This is a genomic window from Propionivibrio sp., assembly GCF_016790145.1.
GTDB lineage: Bacteria > Pseudomonadota > Gammaproteobacteria > Burkholderiales > Rhodocyclaceae > Propionivibrio.
Genome location: NZ_JAEUOI010000228.1, coordinates 15,341 through 34,421, shown reverse-complemented (window position 1 = coordinate 34,421; position 19,081 = coordinate 15,341). Strand labels below are relative to the sequence as shown.

General features: G+C 57.9%; 18 protein-coding genes and 1 pseudogene. 13 read left to right on the top strand and 6 right to left on the bottom strand.

The window, feature by feature from the left end; all coding sequences use genetic code 11:
* Positions 1-466: IS1595 family transposase (locus tag JNM42_RS18460; protein ID WP_294273764.1), on the bottom strand; the 466-nt coding region annotated here is incomplete at its 3' end.
* Positions 467-511: 45 nt separating this feature from the next.
* On the opposite strand from JNM42_RS18460, the gene dinB reads away from it, so the two are divergent.
* Positions 512-1,660, top strand: a complete 1,149-nt coding sequence (gene dinB / locus JNM42_RS18455; protein ID WP_294273762.1) for a DNA polymerase IV — start codon at positions 512-514, stop codon at positions 1,658-1,660.
* Positions 1,661-1,728: 68 nt separating this feature from the next.
* Here dinB and JNM42_RS18450 read toward each other — a convergent pair whose 3' ends face one another.
* The 3 genes and pseudogenes from JNM42_RS18450 to JNM42_RS18440 all read right to left on the bottom strand — a co-directional run.
* The gene (locus tag JNM42_RS18450) at positions 1,729-3,039 is read right to left on the bottom strand and encodes a site-specific integrase (RefSeq protein WP_294273760.1); all 1,311 of its coding nucleotides are present in this window, start codon (positions 3,037-3,039) and stop codon (positions 1,729-1,731) included.
* 372 nt (positions 3,040-3,411) lie between these two features.
* Positions 3,412-3,519 carry a type I restriction enzyme endonuclease domain-containing protein gene (locus tag JNM42_RS18445; RefSeq protein WP_294273769.1) on the bottom strand — a complete coding sequence of 36 codons (108 nt, stop codon included), beginning with the start codon at positions 3,517-3,519 and terminating at the stop codon, positions 3,412-3,414.
* Between the two features lie 73 nt (positions 3,520-3,592).
* Positions 3,593-3,841, bottom strand: a pseudogene (locus JNM42_RS18440) (type I restriction enzyme endonuclease domain-containing protein); the annotation flags it as partial.
* 217 nt (positions 3,842-4,058) lie between these two features.
* On the opposite strand from JNM42_RS18440, the gene JNM42_RS18435 reads away from it, so the two are divergent.
* The 12 genes from JNM42_RS18435 (at position 4,059) to JNM42_RS18380 (ending at position 16,110) form a co-directional block, all read left to right on the top strand.
* A complete protein-coding gene (locus tag JNM42_RS18435) occupies positions 4,059-4,514 on the top strand; it encodes a hypothetical protein (RefSeq protein WP_294273757.1) in 456 nt (151 codons plus the stop codon).
* Positions 4,515-4,524: 10 nt separating this feature from the next.
* Positions 4,525-5,874 (top strand): tRNA (N6-isopentenyl adenosine(37)-C2)-methylthiotransferase MiaB, encoded by a 1,350-nt coding sequence (gene miaB, locus JNM42_RS18430; RefSeq protein WP_294273755.1) that lies wholly within the window; start codon positions 4,525-4,527, stop codon positions 5,872-5,874.
* On the top strand, positions 5,871-6,860 hold the full coding sequence (locus tag JNM42_RS18425) for a PhoH family protein (RefSeq protein ID WP_294273753.1): 990 nt from the start codon (positions 5,871-5,873) through the stop codon (positions 6,858-6,860). The genes miaB and JNM42_RS18425 overlap by 4 nt, the downstream gene beginning before the upstream one ends.
* Positions 6,857-7,306 carry an rRNA maturation RNase YbeY gene (gene ybeY / locus JNM42_RS18420; protein ID WP_294273751.1) on the top strand — a complete coding sequence of 150 codons (450 nt, stop codon included), beginning with the start codon at positions 6,857-6,859 and terminating at the stop codon, positions 7,304-7,306. Before JNM42_RS18425 ends, ybeY begins: the two co-directional genes overlap by 4 nt.
* 269 nt (positions 7,307-7,575) lie before the next feature.
* Positions 7,576-8,418 carry a transporter associated domain-containing protein gene (locus JNM42_RS18415; RefSeq protein WP_294273749.1) on the top strand — a complete coding sequence of 281 codons (843 nt, stop codon included), beginning with the start codon at positions 7,576-7,578 and terminating at the stop codon, positions 8,416-8,418.
* Positions 8,405-9,961 (top strand): apolipoprotein N-acyltransferase, encoded by a 1,557-nt coding sequence (lnt, locus tag JNM42_RS18410; protein WP_294273746.1) that lies wholly within the window; start codon positions 8,405-8,407, stop codon positions 9,959-9,961. The genes JNM42_RS18415 and lnt overlap by 14 nt, the downstream gene beginning before the upstream one ends.
* A 30-nt stretch (positions 9,962-9,991) precedes the next feature.
* Entirely contained in the window at positions 9,992-10,414 is a 423-nt protein-coding gene (locus JNM42_RS18405) for a bacteriohemerythrin (RefSeq protein ID WP_294273743.1), read from the top strand.
* A 634-nt stretch (positions 10,415-11,048) separates the two neighbouring features.
* The gene (gene glyQ / locus JNM42_RS18400) at positions 11,049-11,975 is read left to right on the top strand and encodes a glycine--tRNA ligase subunit alpha (RefSeq protein WP_294273740.1); all 927 of its coding nucleotides are present in this window, start codon (positions 11,049-11,051) and stop codon (positions 11,973-11,975) included.
* Positions 11,972-14,092 carry a glycine--tRNA ligase subunit beta gene (glyS, locus tag JNM42_RS18395; RefSeq protein WP_294273737.1) on the top strand — a complete coding sequence of 707 codons (2,121 nt, stop codon included), beginning with the start codon at positions 11,972-11,974 and terminating at the stop codon, positions 14,090-14,092. Before glyQ ends, glyS begins: the two co-directional genes overlap by 4 nt.
* Positions 14,089-14,625, top strand: a complete 537-nt coding sequence (gene gmhB / locus JNM42_RS18390) for a D-glycero-beta-D-manno-heptose 1,7-bisphosphate 7-phosphatase (protein ID WP_294273734.1) — start codon at positions 14,089-14,091, stop codon at positions 14,623-14,625. The genes glyS and gmhB overlap by 4 nt, the downstream gene beginning before the upstream one ends.
* Positions 14,622-15,368: a lysophospholipid acyltransferase family protein gene (locus JNM42_RS18385; protein ID WP_366504479.1), complete on the top strand. Its 747-nt coding sequence runs from the start codon at positions 14,622-14,624 to the stop codon at positions 15,366-15,368. Before gmhB ends, JNM42_RS18385 begins: the two co-directional genes overlap by 4 nt.
* Positions 15,352-16,110 (top strand): SprT family zinc-dependent metalloprotease, encoded by a 759-nt coding sequence (locus JNM42_RS18380; RefSeq protein ID WP_294273731.1) that lies wholly within the window; start codon positions 15,352-15,354, stop codon positions 16,108-16,110. The genes JNM42_RS18385 and JNM42_RS18380 overlap by 17 nt, the downstream gene beginning before the upstream one ends.
* A 303-nt stretch (positions 16,111-16,413) precedes the next feature.
* On the opposite strand, the gene JNM42_RS18375 is transcribed toward JNM42_RS18380, so the two are convergent.
* Positions 16,414-17,382 (bottom strand): gluconeogenesis factor YvcK family protein, encoded by a 969-nt coding sequence (locus tag JNM42_RS18375; RefSeq protein ID WP_294273728.1) that lies wholly within the window; start codon positions 17,380-17,382, stop codon positions 16,414-16,416.
* 467 nt (positions 17,383-17,849) lie between these two features.
* Entirely contained in the window at positions 17,850-19,067 is a 1,218-nt protein-coding gene (locus JNM42_RS18370; protein ID WP_294273725.1) for a hypothetical protein, read from the bottom strand.
* Positions 19,068-19,081 lie beyond the last annotated feature (14 nt).

Below are 19,081 nucleotides of genomic sequence, written 5' to 3'. Positions count from 1 at the left end.
CGGCCATCACCACCAGCACTTTACTCGTGCTGCTCTTGCGCCCTTTGGGTGAGATGGGGTTTTGCCTGTCCGTGATGGCCAGATAGGTCTCGTCAACTTCGACCAGCCCTTTGAGCTGTTCGCGGTCCGGTCGAACCATGGAACGACGAAGCCGGTGCAGCATGGTCCAAGCGGTCAGGTACCAGGCCGCACCCAGCCAGACGCGCAGTGGCGTTCGGGTCTTATCGAAGATGGTGCCGGCGGTCACCGAGCTCTGGTGTTGGCAGCTCGGGCACATCAACTTGGTACGGCTGGCGCGATAGGCATTGCCGACACAACCGCAGCGCGGGCAGACAAATCCTTGGGGCCACCGCAGCCGCTCAAGGTAGGCAAGGCATGCCTCTTCGGTGGCAAACCAATCGAGAAATTCGTTCCAGGTCTGCGGGTAGTCTTTTCCGGGAGTTGACGCTAAAGTATGGACATCCATCCAGTTATTTTGAACCTACTGGAGCTAATTGGATACCCCTTTGTTATGATCAGTATCCGCCGTATTGCCCACCTCGACATGGATGCTTTTTTCGCGTCAGTCGAATTGCTCCGCTACCCGGAACTTCGGGGGCAGGCGGTGGTGGTCGGGGGACGAAATGTCCATCAACCCGTCGACCAACCTGACGGCACCAAGCGTTTTGCCCGGTTAAAGGATTATGCCGGACGCGGTGTAATAACGACCTCCACCTATGAAGCACGAGCACTGGGCGTGTTTTCCGGGATGGGACTGATGAAGTCGGCACAATTGGCACCGGATGCCATCCTTCTTACTGCAAATTTTGACGCCTATCGTGATTACTCGCGGCGGTTCAAAAATGCCGTGCAAAGCATTGCGCCGAAGATAGAGGATCGGGGCATTGATGAAATCTATATCGACCTGAGTGACATTCATGAAAACACGAACTCACTGGCACGGCGCATTAAGCAGGTCGTTTTCGATGCAACCGGACTGACGTGTTCCATCGGTATCACCCCAAACAAGCTCCTCTCAAAAATCTGCTCCGATCTGGATAAGCCCAATGGGATTACTGTTCTCAGCATGGAAGAAATCCCAGCCCGAATCTGGCCGTTGGCAACGAAGAAGATCAATGGGATCGGCCCCAAAGCCTCTGAAAAACTGACTCGACTTGGCATTAATACTATCGGGGAGTTGGCGGCAGCGCCCGTTCCCTTTCTGGCAAGTGAGTTTGGGCGTTCGACGGGAGTTTGGTTGCACCAAGTGGCTCATGGTCTCGATGACCGGCCTATCGTCACCGAATCCGAACCCAAGTCCATCAGCCGCGAAAGCACGTTCGAGCGTGATCTGCACGCCAAACATGACAAGGCGGAACTGACAGAGATTCTGACATCGCTTTGTATGCGCGTTGCCGACGATCTGAAACGGAAGGGCTATGCCAGCCGGACAATCGGCATCAAATTGAAGTTCTCGAATTTTCATGCGGTAACACGGGATGTCACCTTGCCGATATATGTGAGCGACGGCATTCAGATTCGAAAAATGGCCGGTGAGTGTCTCAAAAGGATCCCTTTGACGAAAAAAATCCGGCTGCTCGGTGTTCGGGCCAGTGGATTGATGCCCCTTGCAGAGGCCGAATTGAACTGCGCTGGAATTCAGTCGGAATTGCCTTTTTAGTCAGGCGCGGATTTGCTCCGGAAACTCAGTCAACCATAGCGGTTTCGTTAATAACAACTTTCAACAGATTATGGGTGAGTCAATAGTTCCAAACGAGCACCGAGAAGTTTCCATGCTTCCCCCTGTTCAACCAGAAGCGTTTGTCTCTGGTAAATCCTGACCAATCGATTCTGTTGCACGTGGTTCAAGCACTTCTCGATTACATCAGGTCGAACACCGAGAGTTCCCATGATCGTGGCACCGGTACGGCGTAGATCATGTGGCGTCCATCGTCCTCTTTGGAGCACGAGCGCCTTGATCCTTTTCGTTCGGTTAGCCATGGGTGACTTATCACCGCGCTGGCGATCACCGATCTGTTTCGCTAACGATTTCAGGCACACATGGCCTTCGTGGTTACTGGCAGGCAATACCCAAGGACTTGCCGCAGTACCCTTCCTGGTAGCTCTACTATCAACCAAACGACGCAACGCCTCAAAATGAATCTTGGCGAAATCTGATAGAAAAACATTGTGCTCTTTGCTATTTTTTGAGTTGTCAGGGGGTATCCACCACGTTCCTGCCTTCAGGTCGATATGCTCCCACCGAGCCCGGCTGATCTCGCCTACCCGGCAACACGTCGAAAGCATGATCCAGATTGATGCAATGCTCGCCTCATTTAATTCAGCTTTCGGCAAGAGATTAACCAGTGATTTGATCTCGGAGTCATCCAGAACGCGGTCACGTTCGGTCTTCTTGCCGAAGTCGTCCCGCTTGAGATGACTGGTCGGATCATTTTCAACATAATCCCGCTTGATGGCGAACCCAAACATCTGCCGAAGATCGCCTAAAAGATTACGGGCTAAAACAGGGGCACCCCGTTCAACAACGGTATCCAGACAGGCCGCAATCGCACTGCGTTTTACATCTTCAGCGGCAACCCCACCTAGCATCGGCAGCACGTCCTTTGCAAAACTTCGGCGCACTTCCACGCCCTGGTCCTTGCGCGCTTTTAATTCCAGACTCGCCCAACGTTTGAACAGTTCATTTACAGTCAATCGAGCTTTGACCGCCGCAATCGATTTCTGCTGGTCATCCTTCGCCTGCCTGACAGCTTCTTCAGCTTCCCGCTGTTCCTCGATTGGGTCAATGCCAGAACGCCGCTTCGCAGAAAGTTCTGCTGCTCTTAGTGTGGCATCCTTTAGACTGATTACGGGATAGGTGCCTATGTCAAGCCAACGCGAGCCATTACTTGCCAAACTCTTGAAGCGGAACAGCCAAACCTTGGCGGTTCCCTCTCCTTTTCTGACCCGCAAATACAACCCGGCACCGGCATTCAAAAAAACATCTTTACCGTCATCCGCCTTGGCTAACTTGCACTGCCTGTCCGTCAACTTACCCATCAAAGCCTTTCAAAGTGGTGACACTTTTGGTGACACTTTTGCACGGGCCTCGATGATACTTCAAGAGACAATCTGGGACAATATTTAGCGGTAATATTGGATATTTGTGTTTATATACAAATGGTTATGAATGTCCCACCACATCCCAGATAATCCAATAAAATCCCATAAAAAACGGTAAAAACTTTTCTACGAACCAAGGGGTAGGGCGTTCGAATCGCTCCGGGCGCGCCAGTTATTGCAAGGCAATGAGGCCAATTTTCGGATTGGCCTTTTTGTTTTCTGGGACTGGGGGAACGCTCAAGGGCGCACTTTGCCAATGTCACTCTCCACTGACTTAAGCCCCGCCCTACTTGTCTTCCCCTTCTATTTCTAAGCCCAAGCCTCACCCAGCGGCTGCACCTGCTGCAACACCAACTCCACCGCGACCTCCTGCAGATCGGGCGGGTACTTGTACTTGCGCAGGATGTGCTTGACCATCATGCGCAGCTTGCGCATGAACGATCTCCCGCTGTGACCAATCGACGCTCAAATTCTGGTGCAGATTCTCAGTCAGCTCATGGACGATTTTCTTCAAAGTTTCGCCGGACAACTCGCGCACCGCCAATTCGTTGCCTGCTATTGCTTCATAGAAACGAATTTCGCCCTCCGTCAGCCCCAGTTTCTCGCCACGCCCGGCCACCTCACGAAACTTCTCCGCCATCTCGATCAGTGCTTCGATAACCTGTGCGGTTTCAATGGCTCGGTTCTGGTAACGCTTCATCAAATCGCTCAACAAATCGGAGAGCTTCTTCGAATGCACCACCTTTCCGGCAAGGCTTGACTTGATCAAACGTTCCAGCAAGTGATGTTCAGATCAAGCGCGGCCTCGTTTGACGTGTTCTGCACCCAGCGCTGCATGACCTCAAGCCCCATCTGGCGAAGTTCTTAAATGGCTCGGCGCTCTGCTTCGTCGGCCCGTCGTACGTCCCCTGATGCGTTTTCGACGACATCGAGCATTCTTTCCATCCGAGCCTTGAGTGTCGGATGGCGTTCCAGCCGATCAGCAACCGGTTTATCCGGTCACTTTCGATCATACCCTGTTACACAAGGTGGGCAAGCTTGACTATAATGGCGCCATGCCACTACCCGCATCACTCATCGCCTCGATTGTCAGCGCCATTATCGAAACAGCGGCGCAGGGTTCTGCGTCGACTGCTGCGCAATACGAGATGTATACGATGACCCGCACGCTACCGCCAGAAGCCAAGCTGGGCGTCATGCAGCCGCCGCTGGGCGACGGCCTGGTAGTGATTGACGGTCATCCCTTGCCGCTGGCGCCCACAGCCCAGTTTCGCAACCAACAGAACCTGATTGTCATGCCGATGACCATTCAGGCTCAAAAAGACGTTGTTTATCTTGCCGATGCCTCCGGCGCGATTTTTCGCGTATGGATGATCAGCCAGATCGAAGCTTCGTCCCATCCCAAAAAATAATCAGGGCAAAATGGCAAAAAAACTGTTCATCCGCACTTTCGGGTGCCAGATGAACGAGTACGATTCGGACAAGATGGCCGACGTGCTCGCGGCCTCTGAAGACATCGTCAAGACCGACACTCCCGAAGACGCCGACATCATTCTTTTCAACACCTGCTCAGTGCGCGAGAAAGCGCAGGAGCGTGTTTTCCACGACCTTGGCCGGGTGCGGCTGCTCAAGCTGGCGAGGCCCGATCTGGTGATTGGCGTCGGCGGCTGCGTGGCCAGCCAGGAAGGCGCGGCGATTGTCGCGCGAGCGCCGTACGTGGATGTTGTCTTCGGCCCGCAAACGCTGCATCGTCTGCCGCAACTGATTTCCGAACGTCGCCGGCTCGGCAAGTCGCAGGTCGATATCTCATTCCCGGAAATCGAGAAGTTCGACAATCTGCCGCCAGCCCGGGTCGATGGGGCGTCGGCCTTTGTTTCGATCATGGAAGGTTGCAGCAAGTTCTGCTCGTTCTGTATCGTTCCCTACACGCGCGGCCAGGAAGTCTCACGCCCTTTCGACGACGTGCTGACCGAGGTCGCCGGCTTGGCCACACAGGGGGTCAAGGAAGTGACGCTACTCGGGCAGAATGTGAATGCCTACCGGGGCGCGATGTCGGGTAGCGAGGAAAAGGCGGATCTGGCGCTGGTCATCGAATACATCGCCGAAATTCCCGGCATCGAACGCATTCGCTATACCACCTCGCATCCGCGCGAGCTGTCGCAACGGCTGATCGATATCTACGCCAGCGAGCCGAAACTGGTCTCGCATTTGCACCTGCCCGTCCAGTCCGGATCCGACCGCGTGCTGGCGGCGATGAAACGTGGCTACACGGCGCTTGAATACAAGAGCCTGGTGCGCAAGTTGCGTGCTGCGCGCCCTGATCTTTCTTTATCGTCTGACTTCATCATCGGCTTCCCCGGTGAAACCGCCGAGGATTTCGAGAAAACCATGAAGCTGATCGACGACGTCGGTTTCGATGCCTCCTTCTCGTTTCTTTACAGCGCGCGCCCCGGCACGCCAGCGGCCGAGTTGCACGACAACACGCCGCACGCGGTGCAGATTGAGCGACTGATGCGCCTGCAAAAGCGCATCGAGGAACTGGCACAGACGGTTTCCCAGGCGATGGTCGGCACGGTGCAGCGGGTACTGGTCGAGGGCCTGTCGAAAAAAGACGGGAACGAGCTTGCCGGGCGTACCGACAATAACCGCATTGTCAATTTTGCCGGTGGGTCGGCCAACAGCGCGCGACTGATTCATCGCTTCGTCGACCTGCTCATTACCGGTGCCCTGCCGCATTCGCTGCGTGGCGAAATAATGACCAGGGAATCATGAGCGCCAAAACCACCGCCAAACCGAGGGCCGTCGAACTCTTGCTGTCGCCGGTCAACAACCACCAGCTTGCCAATCTGTGCGGCGCGCTCGACGAGAACCTGCGCCAGATCGAAACCGCGCTCGATGTGTCGATTGCCCGGCGCGGCGAACGCTTCACGCTGCGTGGCGATCCTGCGCAAACGGCGCGCGCCTCAGAGGCGCTGCAAATGTTCTATGGGCTGGCCAGGGACGCGCTCTCGGTCGATGAAATCCAGCTCGGTCTGATCGAGTTGGTCAATCGCCCGACGCTCCGGGATGCGTCGATCGGCAGCCTGTCGCCGACGCTGCTGACGCGCAAGACCGAGCTGCACGGGCGCACGCCGCGCCAGGTCGAGTACCTGACGCATATCCAGGAGCACGACATCACCTTCGGCACCGGTCCGGCTGGCACCGGCAAGACCTATCTGGCGGTGGCTTCAGCGGTCGATGCCATCGAGCGCGAACTGGTGCAACGCATCGTTCTCACCCGCCCGGCGGTCGAGGCCGGCGAGCGACTCGGGTTCCTGCCCGGCGATCTGGCGCAGAAGGTCGATCCCTACCTGCGCCCACTTTATGACGCGCTCTATGACCTGATGGGCTTCGACAAGGTGGCCAAGCTGTTCGAGCGCGGCGCCATCGAAATCGCCCCGCTGGCCTACATGCGCGGGCGCACACTGAACCATGCCTTCATCATTCTCGACGAGGCTCAGAACACGACGCCCGAGCAGATGAAGATGTTCCTTACGCGCATCGGTATCGGCGCCAAGGCGGTGGTCACCGGCGACGTGACGCAGATCGACCTGCAACGCGGGCAGAAGAGCGGGTTGATTGAAGCGCGCCAGATTCTCAGGGACGTGCGCGGCATCGCCTTTACCGAATTCCAGAAGGAAGACGTCGTTCGTCACCCACTGGTCGCGCGCATCGTCTCCGCCTATGAAGCGCACACGGCTTCGCTGGAAGGCAAATGAGCAGCAGGCGTCTCAATCTGAGCGTGCAATATGTCTGTAATAAAACGGGATTGCCCTTGCGCCCGCAGATTCGTTGCTGGGCGCGTGCCGCTGTGCAAGGTGGAGGACAGGTGACCATCCGCTTTGTCGATAACCTTGAAGGCCGCTTGCTCAACCGTGACTATCGCGGCAAGGATTATGCCACCAACGTATTGTCTTTCGCGTATGCCAGCGCACCGATCCTGTGCGGCGACCTTGTCCTCTGCGTGCCGGTGGTCGAGCGCGAAGCCGGCGAACAGGGAAAATCAGCTGAAGCACATTACGCGCATCTGATCGTGCATGGCCTGCTGCACTTGCAGGGTCATGATCACGAAAGCAGCCGCAATGAAGCAAGCCAGATGGAGAATCATGAACGCGCCATTCTCGCCTCACTCGGCTATGCTGATCCCTATGCGGAAGAGAATTAGGGGCGACCGGCGGCAGGCAATGCCAGGAATCACTTGATCAAGCGTAAAATCGCATTTGACACAGAGAAAAACCAGGAAAGGGCAATGACACATCCTAGTTCGGATTAGCGCGGCGTCCCTCAGGAAAACCTGCTTCGCAGCATAACCCGACGGCAGTGTATGCCGCATCCGATGATTGTCGGGTTAAGCTGCGCTAACCCGACCTACTTGATCTGCGGCTCTGCGATCTCTGCGTTGAATTAGTTTGCGATTGTATTTTTTCAGGATCCATGAACATTAACCCAGACAAGCAACCCGGCTTTTTCGAGCGTCTTTCCTCCCTCCTCCTGCGTGAACCGGAAGACAGGGATCAACTCATCAAACTGCTGCATTCGGCGCATGAGCGCGATCTGCTTGACGCTGACGCGCTGTCGATCACCGAAGGCGCGCTCGCTGCCTCTGAAATCAGCGTGCGCGATGTCATGGTGCCGCGCGCCCAGATGCAGGTCATCGACATTGACGTCCCGCTGGACGAAATCATTGCCCAAGTCAATCATACGGCGCACTCGCGCTTCCCGGTGATCGACGGCAATCGCGATAACGTGATCGGCCTACTGCTGGCCAAGGATCTTCTGCGCGTGCAGAGCGATGGGAAATTCAGCCTGCGCGACTGGCTGCGTCCGGCCGTCTTCATCCCCGAGTCCAAGCGGCTGAATGTGCTGCTGCGAGAGTTCCGCGTATCGCACAACCACATGGCGGTAGTGCTCGACGAATACGCCGGCGTCTGCGGCCTGATAACCATCGAAGACGTTCTCGAACAGATCGTCGGCGACATCGAGGACGAATACGATTTTGATGAAAACGACGACAATATCCGGCTCGATCAGGGTGGCCGTTACCGCGTCAAGGCGCAAACCAGCATAGAGGATTTCAATACTCTCCTCGGCACCCGTTTCAGCAACGAAGCGTGCAATACCGTCGGTGGCCTGATCCTGAACCATCTCGGCCGGGTGCCCAAACGCAACGAAGCCATCGAGCTTGACGGCATGCGCTTTCTGGTCTTGCGTGCTGACAGTCGCCGCTTGTACACGCTGCTAGTCAGTGCCGCCCTGACCGCTGATGATCAGACCTGAATCGTTCACGTTGCGCCTGGTCATTGCGCTGCTGCTTGGCGTTGCGAGTGTTGTGGCCTATGCACCACTCGGCTGGTTCGCGCTGCTGTGGCTGACGCTCGGCGGCTTTTTTGCGTTGCTAGGGCTGACTGCCAACGACTCGCGGAGCACCTTCAGGGATACCCTCAATGGCGCACTGATCGGTGCCGCCTTTGGCTTTGGTCTGTTCATTACCGGCGTGTCGTGGGTTTATGTCAGCCTGAGCACCTTTGGCGGCATGCCGGCGCCGGTTGCCGCATTGGCTACCTTTTTGTTCTGCTGCGTCCTGTCGTTATTCCCGGCACTGACCGGCGCACTGTTTGTCCGTTTCTCGCCACCCGGCTGGTGGCAACGATGCCTGTTCTTCGCCGCACTATGGACGCTCACCGAATGGCTGCGCGGCTGGGTGCTGACCGGCTTTCCGTGGCTGGCCACAGGCTATTCGCAGGTGCCGCCCAGCCCGCTCGCCGGGTTTGCCCCGCTGCTCGGCGTCTACGGCGTCTCTCTGCTGACGGCGCTGGTTGCCGCGCTGATCTGCGAAGTATTCCGCCGCTGGATGTCCGTCGAACCCTGCCCCGCTTCGCGCTGGCCACCGGCAACACTGCGCTGGTGCCCGGCACTGCCGATTGCCCTGGTTGGCCTGCTGCTGATCGCTGGTTATTTATTGCGTGAGGTGCGCTGGACGGCGCCGCAGGGCACGCCGATCGGCATCGCCCTGCTGCAGGGCAATGTGCCGCAGGATCTCAAATGGCGGCCGGAGAAATTCAACGAGTCACTGCGCATTTATTACCGCCTGGCACACGAGAATCCGGCACAACTGACGGTACTGCCAGAGACCGCGCTGCCGGCTTTTCTTGGGCAGGTTCCGCCCGAATATCTCGACGAACTGAAAAAGCTTGCTGAACGCCAGCACGGCGACATGCTCCTGGGAATTTCGATCAGCGATGGCACGCAATACACCAATAGCGCGATAAGCTTTGGCCAGTCAGCGCCGCAGCGCTACAGCAAGTCGCATCTGGTGCCTTTTGGCGAATTCGTCCCGCCCGGCTTTGCCTGGTTTCTGGCCATGGCCAACATCCCGATGTCTGACTTTACCCCAGGTGCGAAGACACAGGCGCCGATGAGCATTGTCGGGCAGAAGGTCGCAGCAAATATCTGCTACGAGGATGCCTTCGGCGAGGAAATCATCCGCACGCTGCCCGAAGCCACGCTGCTGGTGAATATGTCGAATGTCGCCTGGTTCGGCGACTCGCTGGCTCCGGCGCAACATTTGCAGATCGCCCAGATGCGCGCGCTCGAAAGCGGCCGCATGATGCTGCGCGCGACCAACACCGGAATGACGGCCATTATTGGCGCCGACGGACAGGTTCAGGACGTTCTGCAACCATTCACGCGCGCCGCTTTGCGCGGGGAAGTGCAGGCCTTCACAGGCGCCACACCCTATGTGCGCGGAGGCAACTGGCCGGTGATTGTGCTTGCGCTGCTGCTGATCGCTAGTTTTCGTCGGCGCAAAACCGTATCCTGAATCAGGACAGAAACACAGGAGGATCAACCCATGGCACTGCTTTCCTGGTCCGATCAGTATCTGATCGGCAATAACGTCATCGATACCGAGCACAAGGAATTGTTCCGTCTGATCAACGACTTTCACACCCACTGGTTGGAAGCGCAGGATCGCCGGGACATCGCCCGTGTTTTGAATCAGTTGATTACCTACGCCCAGATGCATTTTCAGCACGAGGAGAAAATCATGGAGGCCGCTGGGTACCCGAAACTCGCCGAGCACCAGGAAATCCACGAAGCCCTGATCGACTCGATATTCCAGTTGCACCATTCTTACAGCGAAGGCAACCTGCACCTGGAAATCAATACGATGAAGTTTGTCAGGAACTGGCTGATCGAGCATATCCTGAAAAACGATTACCTGTTCCGTGACTTTCTGAGCCGTCAGAAAAGTTCCGGAGAAGCGGCATCATAGACGACCTGCCAGGCGTTATGAAAAGTCTATCGATGGAAACCCCGATGGCTTCCTGCGGTCCCGCTCGCTACGATAGTCCGTATCGCTTGGACCGAAACTGAGGCCGCGATGCAGGGCATGTGTACTTCGACGTTCTCCTTGCCGACGGTCATCGAAGTGGTAATACCGGCATTGACATAGTGCAGCGTCACAGTTTGGTAACGGCAAATGCGGAGCCTCGCGAGCCAAGAACCGCTGCTCTTCAAGACTCCTCGCGCTCGCGCAGCTTTTCTTGTCAGGCCTGACCGAGACGGAGCGATAGGGTAAGGTTGTCTGGTTATTGGCCCTTAGGCTTTGCGGTGAGGCGCGTATGCGCTGCCACGAGAGCCAGACAGCAAAGCCAGCAGCACAACAAATCATAATGAGCCACCCTGCCATGATTACTCCTCCTCTGCGATTGAACAGGTTCTTTATAAACCTCGATGCGCCTGAAGTCTAGCCTCGTGTGATTGTGAATATTGATGTTCGTTGCTAACCAGCATTGTTTCATGTCCAGCCTGTTTTAACTCCCAGACTGCACAAGCGCCGACGCACGTTCTCGGCGCATGAAAAACCTAGTAAAATCGACCTTTGACCCGCTTTGACGAAACCTTTCATGCCAACTTTTCAGGAAGTCATTCTGCGTCTCCAGAATTTCTGGGACAAACAGGGGTGCGCGCTGCTCCAGCCTTACGACATTGAAGTCGGCGCCGGGACATTCCACACCGCCACCTTCCTGCGCGCGATCGGCCCGGAGCCGTGGAATGCCGCTTACGTGCAGCCCTCGCGCCGGCCCAAGGACGGTCGCTACGGCGAAAACCCGAACCGCCTGCAGCACTACTACCAATATCAGGTCGTTCTTAAGCCATCGCCGGCGAACATTCAGGAACTCTACCTGCAATCGCTGGAAGCGCTGGGCATCAATCTCCACGAGCACGACATCCGCTTCGTCGAGGACGACTGGGAGTCGCCGACACTCGGCGCCTGGGGACTGGGCTGGGAAGTCTGGCTGGACGGCATGGAAGTCACTCAGTTCACCTACTTCCAGGAAGTCGGTTCGCTCGCCTGCCGGCCGGTACTCGGTGAAATCACCTACGGCCTCGAACGTCTGGCGATGTATCTGCAGGGGGTCGATAACGTCTATGACCTGGTCTGGGCCGAAGGACCGGGCTACCGCGTGACGTACGGCGATGTCTATCACCAGAACGAAGTCGAGCAATCGAAATACAACTTCGAGCATTCCAACGTCGACATGCTGTTCCGCCATTTCAGCGACCACGAATCCGAAGCCAAGCGTCTGATGGGGCTGAATCTGGCGCTGCCGGCTTTTGAACAGGTGATGAAATGCTCTCATTGCTTCAACATGCTCGACGCGCGCGGCGCCATTTCGGTCACCGAACGCGCGGCCTACATCGGCCGCGTGCGCGCCCTGGCGCGTGAAGTCGCCCAGGCTTACTTCAACTCGCGCGAAGTCCTCGGTTTCCCGATGTGCAAGGCGCCGCCCAGGAGTTCTTCTGCGCCGGCCGGCCAGGAGGCGAAATGAACCACAGTTTGCTGATCGAGTTGCGCACTGAGGAACTGCCGCCCAAGTCGTTGAAGGCACTCTCCGAGGCCTTTGCCCACACCGTCTTTGCAACGCTCAGGGAGCAGGCCTTCGCCTCGGCGGAAAGTGTATGCACGCCCTACGCCACACCGCGCCGCCTGGCATTGACGGTAAGCCACGTCGCCGAACAACAGCCGGATCGCATCATCGAGAAAAAAGGCCCGGCGGTGAGCAGCGGCTTGGACGCGGCCGGCAAACCCGGCAAGGCGCTGGAAGGCTTCATGCGCTCGGCGGGCGTCGCCTTCGAACATTTGCACAAAGCCGGCGAGGGCAAGGCCGAATACTTCGTCGCGCGTATTGCCAAAAAAGGTGAGCGCCTTGAACGCCACCTGGCTGACATTGTCACCCAGGCGCTCAAGAAACTGCCGATCCAGAAGCTCATGCGCTGGGGCGATTCCGAGCACCAGTTCGTACGTCCGGTGCACGGCCTGATCATGCTGCATGGTAGCCGCGTTGTAGCAGGTGAAGTGCTCGGACTGACGAGCGGCAACACGACACTGGGACACCGCTTCCTGTCCTCCGGCGAGATTGTTGTCGCCAGACCCGAGGATTACGCCGGGCAACTGACTGCCGGCAAGGTGATCGCCAGCTTTGCCGAACGGCGCGATTCGATTGCCGCGCAACTCGATGCCAGGGCTAACGGTTTGAACGCCCGCCTCAACCCGGCCGACGGCCTGCTCGACGAAGTCACCGCACTGGTTGAATGGCCGGTTGTTTATGTTTGCGAGTTCGAGGCCGAGTATCTCGAGGTGCCGCAGGAATGCCTGATTCTGACCATGCAGCAGAACCAGAAGTACTTTCCTCTGCTCGACAAAACCGGAGCCAATGCCGGCAAGCTGCTGAACAAATTCCTGATTGTCTCCAACATGCAGGTGGACGATGCGCAGCACATCATCGGCGGCAACGCGCGCGTGGTGCGCCCGCGCCTCTCGGACGCCCGCTTCTTCTACAACCAGGACCGCAAGCACTCGCTGGCCTCGCGCCTCGAAAAGCTCGGCAATGTTGTCTATCACAACCAGCTTGGCTCGGTGCTGCAACGGGTCGAACGCCTTGAAGGGCTGGCGCAGAAGATTGCCGTGCATCTGGGCGCCAACGCCTCGCTGGCGGCCCGCGCCGCGCGCCTGGCCAAGGCCGACCTGGTCACCGACATGGTCGGCGAATTCCCCGAACTGCAGGGCATCATGGGCCGTTACTACGCGCTCCATGACGGCGAGGACAGTGCCGTTGCCGACGCCGTGCAGAGCCATTACCAGCCGCGTTTTGCCGGTGACGCCTTGCCGCAGGGCCACATCGCCTGCGCCGCCGCACTGGCCGACAAGCTCGATGCCCTGGTCGGTTTCTTCGGCATCGGCCAGATCCCGACCGGCGACAAGGATCCTTTTGCGCTGCGCCGCGCCGCGCTCGGTGTGCTGCGCATCCTGATGGAATCGCCGCTGGCGCTCGACCTTGCGCAACTGATTGGCGACGCGCAAGCCGGATTTGCCGTCGGCACGCTGAACAAACCGGTGGCTGATCCGCTGCTCGACTTCATGCTCGAGCGCCTGCGCGGTCTGCTCAGGGAGAGTGTTGGACAATGCGGCGGTCAATCCGGCGGTCACGCGCAGGACATCGTCGAAGCCGTGCTGGCGCAACGCCCGACCCGGATCGACCGGGTTCCGGCCCGGCTCGACGCCGTGCGCGCCTTCCTCGCCCTGCCCGAGGCGCTGGCGCTGGCTGCGGCCAACAAGCGCATCGGCAATATCCTGAAGAAAGCCGAGGCGAGCGGTAACGGCCAGTTCGCCCAACCCGATTCAGCCCTGATGCAGGAAGAAGCCGAGATCGCGCTCTACGAGCGGGTTCGGCAAATTGCACCGCTGGTCAAGGCGCATGTGGCCGACGAAGCCTATGCCGACGCGCTCAATGCGTTGGCCTCGGTGCGTGCCGCAGTCGATCTTTTCTTTGACAAGGTGATGGTCAACGTCGATGATCCTTCTGTGCGCGCCAATCGGCTTGGCCTGCTCAAGGCGTTATTCGACCAACTCAATGCAGTAGCCGACATTTCGAAGCTGGGCGTATGAAACTCGTTATCCTCGATCGCGACGGCGTCATCAATTACGACTCGGATCAATACATCAAATCGCCGGCAGAATGGAAAGCCATGCCCGGCAGCCTGGAGGCCATCGCCAAGCTGACCCAGGCCGGCTACAAGGTGGTGATTGCCAGCAACCAGTCGGGAATCGGTCGCGGCCTGTTCGACATGGACACGCTCAATGCCATTCATGACAAGATGCACCGAGCCGTGCAAGCGGTCGGCGGGCGCATCGATGCGGTGTTTTATTGCCCGCACACCTCCGAAGCAAAATGCAATTGCCGCAAACCCAAGCCCGGCATGTTCCTGCGCATTGGCGCGTGCTTCAACACCGACCTCAGCGAGGCCTTTGTCATTGGCGACTCCTTGCGTGACCTGCAACCGGCCGCCAGCGTCGGTGCCCGGACGGTACTGGTGCTAACCGGCAAGGGCGGAGTCACGCAGGCCGAAGGGGATTTGCCGGAAGGCACGCTGGTCTTCGCCGATCTCGCTGCGGCAGTCGATTACATCCTGAAGTCATGATCGCCTTCCTTCGCTCAGTCCTCTATCTGCTGCTTGCCGCTCTGATCACTGCCCCCTTCGGCCTGTTCGTTACACTGTCGATTGTCCTGCCGATGCGCTTTCGCTACCGGGTCATCGCCGTCTGGCGCGCCGGCTTCATGGTGCTGTGCAAGTTCGTGCTCGGACTGCGTTACCAGGTCATCGGTCGCGAAAATATCCCGGCAACACCTTCGGTGATTCTTTGCAAGCACCAGTCGGCCTGGGAAACAGTCAGCCTGCAGGACATTTTTCCGCCGCTCGTCTTCGTGCTGAAGAAATCGCTGCTGATGATTCCCTTCCTCGGCTGGGCGTTCGCCGCCGTCAAAATGATCTCGATCGACCGTAGCGCTGGCAAGGATGCGCTACGGCAGGTGATCGAGCAGGGTTGTGAGCGCCTCAAGGCTGGCTACTGGGTCGTCATTTTTCCCGAAGGGACGCGCATCGCCCCCGGAGAAACGCGCCGCTTCAAGACGGGCGGCGCCCATCTGGCGGTCAGCGCCGGTGCGCTCGCCGTACCGGTCGCCCATAATGCCGGCGAGTTCTGGGCCAGAAACGCCTTCGTCAAAAAGCCGGGGTTGATCACCGTCAGCATTGGCCCGGCGATTGACCCGGCCGGCAAGACCGCCGCGGAAATCACCAACCTGGCCGAGCAGTGGATCGAGAGTGAAATGCGGCGCCTGGCGCCGCACCGCTACCCGGATGCGGCCTATGCCGTGGCAAGCTGAACTCCCGCTGGCCAACGAAAGACCGCTGGCGGCAGACGAAACACCGCGCACCATTGCCCTCGGCGACCGCATTGTTCCGTATGTTCTGCGCCGTGCCCGGCGACGAACCATCGGCCTGTCAATCGACCATCGCGGCCTGCGCGTTGGTGCCCCACGTCGCGCCTCGCTGGCCGAGGTCGAATCGCTGATCCTGCGCCATGGCGACTGGGTAGAAAAAAAGCTCGACGAATGGCGCACTCGCCGTCGCCCGGAACCTCTGAAAATTGTCGATGGCGTGCGCTTGCCGTTGCTCGGCGAGTCACTGCACATCCGCCTTGCGCTGGGCAGCAACCGCGCCATTTGGAACGAGCAAGCCGCCCCGGTACTGACCCTCTGCCTGCGCTCGCCAGACGACGCCAACCGCCAGCTGGAAAAAGCGCTGCGTGAAAAGTCGCGCCGCTTGTTTGCCGAACGCCTCGAACATTTTGCCGAACGGCTAGGCCTCGCTGTACCGCCGCTCTCACTGTCGGCTGCACGCACACGCTGGGGCAGTTGCAGCCAGAAATCCGGTATCCGTTTGAACTGGCGGCTGATCCATTTCCCCGCTCACGTTGTCGATTACGTGGTGGCCCACGAGCTCGCCCATCTGCGCGAAATGAACCACAGCCCGCGCTTCTGGGCGATCGTCGGACAACTCTATCCCGATTACCGTGCAACGCGCGCCGAGTTGAAAACCCTTGCCGCCCACTGCCCGCACTGGTAATTCGAATCGCATTTCAGGCTGATGGTCATTGTGACAGGCACCCGCACTGATCAGGCCATGCCCCGTTGGGCAAACCCCAACCGCCCCCTTGCGGCCCGAGGCCAGGCTTCGTGCTCAGAGGCTGCGAACACAATAAAAAATCCACGTCAGAGACGCAAAGGTGCAAAGAAACCGCAAAGTGAACACATTGTTTGCAAAACAATTCTTTGCGTCACCTTTGCCACTTTGCGCCTCTGCGGTGGGGGTTAAAGCATTTTTTCACAAGCTCCCTGAGCAGGGAGAGCCAGTCTGCTCAGGCGCGTCTTACTTGATCCATCCGCTGGCGAAGTCCTCGACGGTACGCGCGAGTTTTCTCGGATCGTGGCGGATATAGTCGGTAGCGCTCGTGAAGTCGCGTTCGACGATCTTGATTCCCTTGTGCAGAATGAAATCCCGATCAAGAAGGCGCACCGGTGTCTTTTCTTCGGCTTCGTATTTGCTGAGAAGATTGCTGCGCAGATCACCGTTATTGACCAGCACATAGTCAATCCGGCCTTCTCCGATATACTGCTCGATCACCCGGACGAAATCCTCGACCGAGAATCCGTCGGTCTCGCCGTGCTTGGTCATGATATTGCAGACGTAGATGATTTTCGCACTGGTACTGCGGATGGCGTCGTACATTCCCGTACACAGCAGATTAGGAATGATGCTGGTATACAGATCGCCGGGGCCGATGATTACGTAATCCGAATTGTCAATCGCCTCCTTGGCCCGCGGATTGAGGCGACCACCACCGAGCAGGAAAGCGTCGCGGATCGGAATATTCGCATCGTGTTTCGGTATATCGATATCCGTTTCGCCAACGATCCTGTCGCCGTTTTCAAGGGTGACGCCGAGGTGTACATTGTCGAGCGAGACGGGAATGACCTTGCCACGAACGTCAAACATTTCGCACAGCTCTTCGATGCCGTGCTCGAAGTCACCCATGATGTCGGACAGCGCGGTGAGCAGCAGATTGCCGACCGTGTGCCCGGCGATGCTGCGACCTTCCTTGAAGCGGTATTCAAAGAGCCGACGAACCACTTCGGTATCTTCCGAAAGCGCCACGATGGCGCGTCGCACGTCGCCGGGCGGAAGAATGCCGAATTCGTCGCGCAACTCACCGGTCGACCCCCCGGAATCGGCCACCGTCACGATAGCGGCAAGATTAAGTTTGTCATTTTTTCCGAGGCCGGAAAGGACGTTGAAGGTCCCGGTTCCGCCACCGATGGTCGTAATGTTGCATTTCATGTTGATCAACCGCGAACAAGTACATTGCGAAACAAGACGGGTCCTGTCATGCCATCAAGCTCACCGGGGCAGGCGGGCGACGGAACCGTGATCCTGCCCGCCATCACGTCAGTCCAGAATGGCGTGCCACATATTTTTTTTCGAAAGAAAATTGTAGTGCCATTGGTTAGAGGTTTATTTCTCTCCCCAGGCCTCTACGCAAATGCTTGCTGGCAAGACATGGCACTGCACAAGCAAGACGATATTCGAAGCCGGCCCCAATGGCTAGAAAAAACTGAAAAAAATATGCGAAGCCAAGCGTGATAGCAACCATGGTTACTGCATTTCGGGTTCGGCCTCTCGGATCCTCAATGACATGCTGAACGTTGTTGCCACACAGGTGTCAGTTTGTTCTGGCGCCTCGCCCGAATGTTTTTAGATCCTCCAGGTACCCCTTGCAGTCACTCACAAGTTGTCGATCCCTGCAGCTACTGGAACGCGCCAGGTGCCAGTGAATTGCTGAGCCGAATTGACCGGCTTCCTGCGGGGAAACTGAATTCGGCTGACGGCAACAGATCCACACCACGCGCCTGGCCAGGAATTCTCACCGATCCACGCAGTGGAGAACTGGTGTTCAGCCGTAGCGGTAACCCGCCGAGGTAGAGCAGATCGCGGCGCTGGGCCGACTGGTTTCCCTCGAATCGGCCCTGTGCCGGTGAATTCAGATCGCCAAAGCCCACCGTCAGATTGTTGATCACCCAAGTCTCGATGCTACCCGGAAACTTCTCCGTCCACACCTTGAGAAAAGTTCCGGCATGAAAGTCATTGAGCAGGGTGTTGTGGGCAAAGAAGAGTGCATTGTCTGCCCAGCGCGGCCCCTCTGCACCATAAGAGACCAGCTCCGGATTATCCGTTGTCGCACTCTGCCCGATCACATTGCCGACCACATAGGCGATACCGCCATTCGGGAACTCCAGTTCGTAGGAAGAACGCCCTTCCGCCCCATCGACCAACAGGTTGTAGCGCACGTCGTTTTCCCGGGCGCGAGATTTGACCAGATGACCGAGGTACCCTTGCTCAAAGCGACTTCCTGAGAGCACAAATCGCCCGATGGCGCCGACGTAGAGCAGGTGGTGAAGCTGTCCTTCATGGCGCGGCGCCGCTGCAAACTCACTGTCGCTCACCTCAAGCATCATTTCAGGGCTATTTGCGGTGAGGAGCCCCATCTCGTTATCGAAGAAGGCGCAACGGTTAACGACCAGATGCCCCCGCTCGAAACGGATACCGGCGCCATTCCCCGAAGGCGCACGCGCGCCACGAAACTCGATGTTTTCGATCCGCACGTTACCGCCCCTGACCACCCAGATCGCCTTGCCTTCGGCGCTCTTCCCGTCGGCGATCATCACCGCTCGCACCCCGGCACCGCGTATGATCAGGTTGTTCTGGGTCCACACCGCAGGTTGTCCGCGATAATCTCCGGGACGGATCTCGATGATCTCACCATCCTGAGCCTGCTTTGCCGCCTCGGTAATCGTGTTGATTTTTTCCTGGCCACCGACGATCATCGTTGCCGGCTTTGACGCACCATCGGTCCGGGCTTTGGCCATTTCATCGTTATCAAGTACCATCAAACGGCCATCAGCACCGCGACGAATTTCCCCCTTGTAAGTGGGCGATATCGGGAGTTTTTCCGTTATCTGTGCCATAACACCTTGCGTGC